We start from the raw sequence: 5,527 nt of genomic DNA, 5'->3' as shown, positions 1-5,527 counted from the left end.
CGATTTTGCGTGCGAGAGACGCTTATAGAGAAAGACAATCGCACCGACGCCCGAGCTATCGAGAAAATCGACTTCCGACAGATCGAGCCGAACTTCGGTATCGCTATTCGATAGGGCTTCGAGTTCGGCGCGCTTGGCGGTCGCGGCTTCGGCATCGAAAGAACCGCTCAGAAAGTAAGTATGGGCCATGAGTCATCTCCTCAGTTGGATGGATGCTCCCCCTAGCGCAAAGCCCATGCCGACGCGATTCGGGCCATTTTGAGGCGCAAACCGCGTGCAAATCGCAAGCTGCAACCGCAAACCCCGCCCCCGTTCGCATTTTGCAATCCAAAACCGTAAAAACTCCGCTCGAAAGCCCCTTAAGGCCTGGCATGCCGGTTGCGGTTTCGAGACGGCCTTGGTTTTTTCAGGATTTTCGCCATGCCGCCCTTTCACCTTCCCAGTGCCAATCCGCACCTTGTCCATGTTGTGCAGCGTCTCGCGCCGGGGGGGATCGAAGCGCTGGTCGTCGCCCTGGTCACGGCGCCGCCCGTCGTGGACGGCTTGCGGCGAACGATCATCAGCCTTGACGGCTCGGTTGAGGAGTTGGTGAGTGCTTGGCCGCGTTTGGCCGACATTCGCCCCCAAATCATTGCGCTGGATAAGCGCCCCGGCTTTCAGCCGCGCCTGTTCCTGCGCCTCGCCCGCGTCCTCCGGGAATTAGAGGCGACCGCCTGCTGTTCGCACGGGCTTGGCCCTTTGATCTATGGGGGGGTCGCGGCGCGGATGCGGGGGATTCGGCACCGGCTGCATGTCGATCATGATAGTTGGAGCCTTGAGGCGCGCCGTCCGCAGTGCGTTTATCGCACCGCCCTTGGCCTTGCCGCGCCCACACCGCTCGCCGTGACCGACGCGATTGGCGATGCGATTGCCCATCACATCGGAACGCGCCCGCAGATTCTGTATAATGGCGTGGACAGTGAGCATTTTCGCCCCGTTGACGGGATCGCGGGCAAACTGGTGGAGCGGCGGCGGCTTGGCCTGCCCAATGTGCCCATCATGATCGGCAGTGTCGGACGCCTGGAAACGGTGAAGGGGCATGATCTGCTGATCGCCGCAACGGCGGGCTTGCCGGACACTTGCCATCTTATTCTGGCCGGGGACGGCAGCGCGCGCCCGGCGCTCGAAGCCCAGGCGCGCGCATTGAACGTGGCGCACCGCGTGCATTTTCTGGGGCTCGTGAGTGATAGCGCCGCAGTTCTGCGGGCGCTCGACGTATTCTGCCTTCCGTCGCGCGCCGAGGGGCTGCCCTTGGCCCTGCTGGAAGCGCAAGCCTGCGGGCTGCCGATTATTGCCACCTCGGTCGGCGGCGTTCCCGCAGCCCTAGCGACGGGGGCGGGCATTCTCATCCCCCCGAAAAGAGCGTTGCCCTTCAGGTCGCGCTGATGGAGCTTCTCGCCCTCGGCCCTGCCGCTTGGGCGGGGATGGGGTCGCTCGGGCGTCTTGAGGTTCTGGCCCGCTATTCGCTGAAAACCACCCAACGCGCCTACGAGCGTTTAGCCGTCGGGGAACCCATTCAATGACCTCAGCCCTCGAAATTTCGACGCTGGCTGCGCTGGCTGCCACCGTCTATCACCATGCGGGTTATTCGCTTCTGCTGAGAGCCCTGACCCGGAAGCATATTGCCGATGCACCGCCGGTCGTAACGCCAGATGCGTTACCGCGCGTCAGCATTGTCATTCCAGCCTATCGGGAAGCGCCGTTTATCGCAGCCAAGATCGCGAATTGCGCGGCGTTACTCTATCCGCCCGAGAAGCTTGAAATTCTGGTGCTGGACGATGGCTCGCCCGACGATACCAGCGCGCAGGCCGCCCGGGCCGCCGATACCGACGCCCTTAAGGGCGTTAGCTTCCGGCTGATCCGCTTTGCGGAAAATCGCGGGAAAGTCGCCGTTTTGAACGAAGCTTTTCCGCTCGTCACAGGCAGCATCATTCTCTTCTCAGATGCCTCGGCGCTGCTCTCGATCGACGCGCTTCAGCGGATTGCCGGATGGTTTTCCAATCCAAACTGCGCCCTTGTCAGCAGTTGCTACCAACTCTTGTCGCCCAAAAACCCCGGCGAAGCCCGCTGGTGGCACCGGCAAACGACAACGCTGTTCCGCGAATCCCTGCTCGCTGCCCCAATTGGCGCGCATGGCGCAGGCTTTGCGGTTCGGAAGAGCGCGCTACGCCCCTTGCCGCCCGATAGCGTGAACGATGATTTTCTGTTGGCGATGGGCGCGATTGCGCACGGTGGCCGGGGTGTTTACGACCCCGAGATTACCGCGCTCGAACTCGATCCCACCTCCGAGCCGCAAGATTTCCGCCGCCGTATTCGCATTGGAACCGGAAATCTTCAACAGCTCGTAAGACTGCCCGGACTATTGAACCCGCGCCGCCCGATCTTGGCCTTTCTCTTTCTGTCGGGAAAAGGCTCCCGTCCCCTGATGCCGATTGCCATGCTCTGGGCACTCGTCGGCACAGGGCTGCTGGCCGCCGACGGCTCGCTAGTCTTTGGCAGCATTTTTGCGATGCAGGTCGCGGGCTACGCCTTAGGGCTTCTGTCCCCGGTCCTGAAGCGCTCAAGCCTATGCCCGTCCCCGATCCGCCGCGCGTCAGCCCTGATCGATTATCTCGTTCGCGGCCATCTCGCGGGGGCCATTGGCGCCGCGCGCTTTCTGCTCGGCCGCCACCGTGCCCCCTGGCGCCGCATCTCTCTTCCCTCTGCCGATTAGGAATTTTCCCCATGACCGACGATCTAACGCTCGAAACCCTCGCCGCCGACTGGGACCGCAGCACGGCCCCGCCCGTTCTCAGCCATCAGCCCGCCAGTGTACGGTATGGCAAACGGTTTGTGGATGTGATGGGGGCCTTGGTCGGCCTCGCCCTCACCGCCCCCGTTTTACCGCTCATCGCCCTCGCCATCCGGCTCGATAGCCCCGGCCCGATCCTGTTTCGGCAATTACGCGTGGGGGAAAGCACGGCCCAGAAAACCAAGCTGTTTTACATGATTAAATTCCGCAGCATGGGCGTGAATGCCGAAGCCAAAACGGGGCCGGTGTGGGCCACGAAAAACGATCCGCGCGTCACCCGCGTCGGGCGCTTCATGCGCAAAACCCGCCTTGACGAAATTCCGCAGCTTTTGAACGTACTGAAGGGCGATATGTCGCTGATCGGCCCGCGCCCGGAGCGGCCCGGAATTGTCCCCCGCCTTGAAAACTCTATTCCCTTCTTTTCCGAGCGGGTTTACGGCGTGCGGCCCGGCATTACCGGATTGGCGCAAGTCTATCAAGGTTATGATGAAACCGTGGAAGATACGCGCTGCAAAGTGGGGTACGACCACGCCTACGCCCTATCCCTCACAAAAGCTCGGCACTGGCTGGCAATGGATGCAATGATTGTCCTCCGCACCGTGCTCGTCGTCGTCACGGGGCGCGGGCATTAGGAGCTTGTTAAACCCCTCTGCTTTACCCTTGTGCAAATAAGCGCTTATGCTACCCGGAACGGCGCGCAGGGGGAAAACCGTAAACGCATGGATCATACTGACCGCCCCGATATCTTGCTCGTGGAAGACGTTCCCTCGCTGGCGAATGTCTACCGCGAGTTCCTGCGGAAAGCGGGATTTGCGTCAACCCATCTCAGCCTTGGCCGCGACGCGCAGGATTATGTACGCGGCCATCTGCCGAAACTCGTGATTCTCGATTTGCAGTTACCGGATATGGCGGGAATCGAGATTTTACGGGCGATCAAGCAGGAAGAACTGCCGACCGCCGTCGTCGTCATTACCGCGCATGGATCGATCAATACCGCCGTTGAGGCCATGCAGGCCGGGGCGGCGGATTTTATCGTTAAGCCATTTTCGGCCGAGCGCCTCATCGTCACCGTGCGCAACGCGCTGGAGCAGCACCGCTTACGGACGCTGGTCAATAGTTTCCGTGACGATATGGGGCGCAGCCGTTTTCACGGCTTCATCGGTTCGTCCCTGCCAATGCAGCCCGTGTATCGCATTATCGAGAATGCGGCCACGAGCAAAGCAACCGTGTTCATTACGGGCGAATCGGGAACGGGGAAGGAAGTCTGCGCCGAGGCGATTCACCGGGCCAGCCCACGGCGCGCCAAACCCTTCATTGCCATTAACTGCGGGGCCATTCCCAAAGATTTGATCGAATCGGAAGTTTTCGGGCACGTCAAAGGCGCTTTTACGGGCGCAACGGCGGACCGGGATGGGGCCGCCAGCCGCGCCGACGGCGGCACCCTCTTCCTCGATGAACTCTGCGAGATGGACCTGAACCTGCAAACCAAATTGCTTCGCTTCTTGCAAACCGGCAGTTTTACCCGGGTTGGCGGCAGCAAGGTTGAAAAGGTCGATATTCGTATTCTCTGCGCCACCAACCGGAATCCGCAAACCGAGGTGGAGGAGGGGCGCTTCCGCGAAGATCTTTATTACCGTCTTCACGTTATTCCCATTCATTTGCCGCCCTTGCGCGACCGCGACGATGACGTGATCGAAATTGCCCGCGCGCTTCTGCTGCAATATTCCAAAGAAGAATCTAAGGAATTCGGGGGATTCTTACCCGAAGTAGAAACGATTATTAAAAATTACGCCTGGCCGGGCAATGTGCGACAGTTACAAAATGTCATTCGCAACATTGTTGTTCTCAATGATGGTAAGCAGGTGGGCCTGGATATGCTCCCGCCGCCGCTCACCCCCGGCTTGACGATCGCGCGGCCCGTTGTCCCGCCCGTCGCCAGCGCAAGCGCTTCCAGTCCGGGCGTTTTTATCGTCCGCCCCGGCCGCCGTCGCCGTCGGCCCGCTCTGGCGCATTGAGAAGGACGCAATCGAGCGGGCTATCGCCGCTTGCGATGGCAATATTCCGCGCGCAGCAGCGTTACTGGAGGTTGCCCCCTCCACCATTTATCGAAAAAAGCAGGCCTGGGAAGAAATGGCGGCACGCTGAGCGCCGCCTCTTCATTCAGGTGAGCCCTAACGCGCGCTGAGAATCATCGCCTGCAATACATCGAAAGTTTCATCGGGCAAACTCTGGAACCGGAACCGCGCGGGCTCATCGATCCCGCCGCGCCCGACTAACTCGACCACAAAGGCTGCAATCGGATCGTCATTTCCATCCAGAATGACACCATCGAGCTGGGTGCCGAGCGGCAGTAGCGAGAAAAACTGCGCCAACCGAAACCCCCCTAATCCCCAATCCACCGCCACATGAGCCGTGCCGCAGACAGCGACTTTGAGCGCAGGATTGGTATAACGCTTATCATGGCGTTGATGGGGAGCGCGCGCCGTACCACCATAGCGGCGACGGCTGTGTGCGACTGTTGTCATTATTCTTTCTCCTATCCGGCGCTCCCGTAAGAGCGGGTCATCACTGTCTGTGTTCGGCCTAATTTCAAAATTTATGCCAAGCAATTTTCATAAAAACCCTGATTTCTACTTTGCGTTTTGCGTTTAAATTTGCAGTCTGCAAAATTAAACTTCGGGTTCTGCGGCACATATT

General features: G+C 60.2%; 8 protein-coding genes. 6 read left to right on the top strand and 2 right to left on the bottom strand.

The annotated features are described in order from the left end of the window. Nucleotides 1-189: STAS domain-containing protein (locus VZ95_RS14905; protein WP_045776558.1), on the bottom strand; the 189-nt coding region annotated here is incomplete at its 3' end. Between the two features lie 231 nt (nucleotides 190-420). Here VZ95_RS14905 and VZ95_RS14900 point away from each other — a divergent pair. The 6 genes from VZ95_RS14900 to VZ95_RS29360 all read left to right on the top strand — a co-directional run bounded on the left by VZ95_RS14900 (nucleotide 421) and on the right by VZ95_RS29360 (nucleotide 4,975). Further along, nucleotides 421-1,425 (top strand): glycosyltransferase, encoded by a 1,005-nt coding sequence (locus tag VZ95_RS14900; protein ID WP_052711802.1) that lies wholly within the window; start codon nucleotides 421-423, stop codon nucleotides 1,423-1,425. Then, nucleotides 1,425-1,562 carry a hypothetical protein gene (locus tag VZ95_RS24295; protein WP_156995324.1) on the top strand — a complete coding sequence of 46 codons (138 nt, stop codon included), beginning with the start codon at nucleotides 1,425-1,427 and terminating at the stop codon, nucleotides 1,560-1,562. The genes VZ95_RS14900 and VZ95_RS24295 overlap by 1 nt, the downstream gene beginning before the upstream one ends. Beyond that, a complete protein-coding gene (locus tag VZ95_RS14895) occupies nucleotides 1,559-2,752 on the top strand; it encodes a glycosyltransferase family 2 protein (RefSeq protein WP_045776557.1) in 1,194 nt (397 codons plus the stop codon). The genes VZ95_RS24295 and VZ95_RS14895 overlap by 4 nt, the downstream gene beginning before the upstream one ends. Nucleotides 2,753-2,763: 11 nt before the next feature. Continuing rightward, a complete protein-coding gene (locus VZ95_RS14890) occupies nucleotides 2,764-3,462 on the top strand; it encodes a sugar transferase (RefSeq protein WP_045776556.1) in 699 nt (232 codons plus the stop codon). Nucleotides 3,463-3,549: 87 nt separating this feature from the next. Beyond that, nucleotides 3,550-4,845, top strand: a complete 1,296-nt coding sequence (locus tag VZ95_RS14885; RefSeq protein ID WP_332308108.1) for a sigma-54-dependent transcriptional regulator — start codon at nucleotides 3,550-3,552, stop codon at nucleotides 4,843-4,845. Continuing rightward, a complete protein-coding gene (locus VZ95_RS29360) occupies nucleotides 4,751-4,975 on the top strand; it encodes a helix-turn-helix domain-containing protein (RefSeq protein WP_408606099.1) in 225 nt (74 codons plus the stop codon). The genes VZ95_RS14885 and VZ95_RS29360 overlap by 95 nt, the downstream gene beginning before the upstream one ends. 26 nt (nucleotides 4,976-5,001) lie before the next feature. Here the strand turns inward: VZ95_RS29360 and VZ95_RS24290 are convergent, their stop codons facing one another. Next, a complete protein-coding gene (locus VZ95_RS24290; protein WP_156995323.1) occupies nucleotides 5,002-5,355 on the bottom strand; it encodes a hypothetical protein in 354 nt (117 codons plus the stop codon). Nucleotides 5,356-5,527: the final 172 nt, after the last annotated feature.

Origin of the sequence: Elstera litoralis, from assembly GCF_000963705.1 — a bacterium.
Lineage (GTDB): Bacteria > Pseudomonadota > Alphaproteobacteria > Elsterales > Elsteraceae > Elstera > Elstera litoralis.
The sequence above is the reverse complement of the archived record's forward strand: the minus strand, read 5'-3'. Positions and strand labels throughout refer to the sequence as shown.

Excerpts from the sequence above, each read along its gene's own strand:
- VZ95_RS14900 (WP_052711802.1), top strand. The coding sequence starts at position 421 with ATGCCGCCCTTTCACCTTCCCAGTGCCAATCCGCACCTTGTCCATGTT.
- VZ95_RS24295 (WP_156995324.1), top strand. The coding sequence starts at position 1,425 with ATGGAGCTTCTCGCCCTCGGCCCTGCCGCTTGGGCGGGGATGGGGTCG.
- VZ95_RS14895 (WP_045776557.1), top strand. The coding sequence starts at position 1,559 with ATGACCTCAGCCCTCGAAATTTCGACGCTGGCTGCGCTGGCTGCCACC.
- VZ95_RS14890 (WP_045776556.1), top strand. The coding sequence starts at position 2,764 with ATGACCGACGATCTAACGCTCGAAACCCTCGCCGCCGACTGGGACCGC.
- VZ95_RS14885 (WP_332308108.1), top strand. The coding sequence starts at position 3,550 with ATGGATCATACTGACCGCCCCGATATCTTGCTCGTGGAAGACGTTCCC.
- VZ95_RS24290 (WP_156995323.1), bottom strand. The coding sequence starts at position 5,355 with ATGACAACAGTCGCACACAGCCGTCGCCGCTATGGTGGTACGGCGCGC.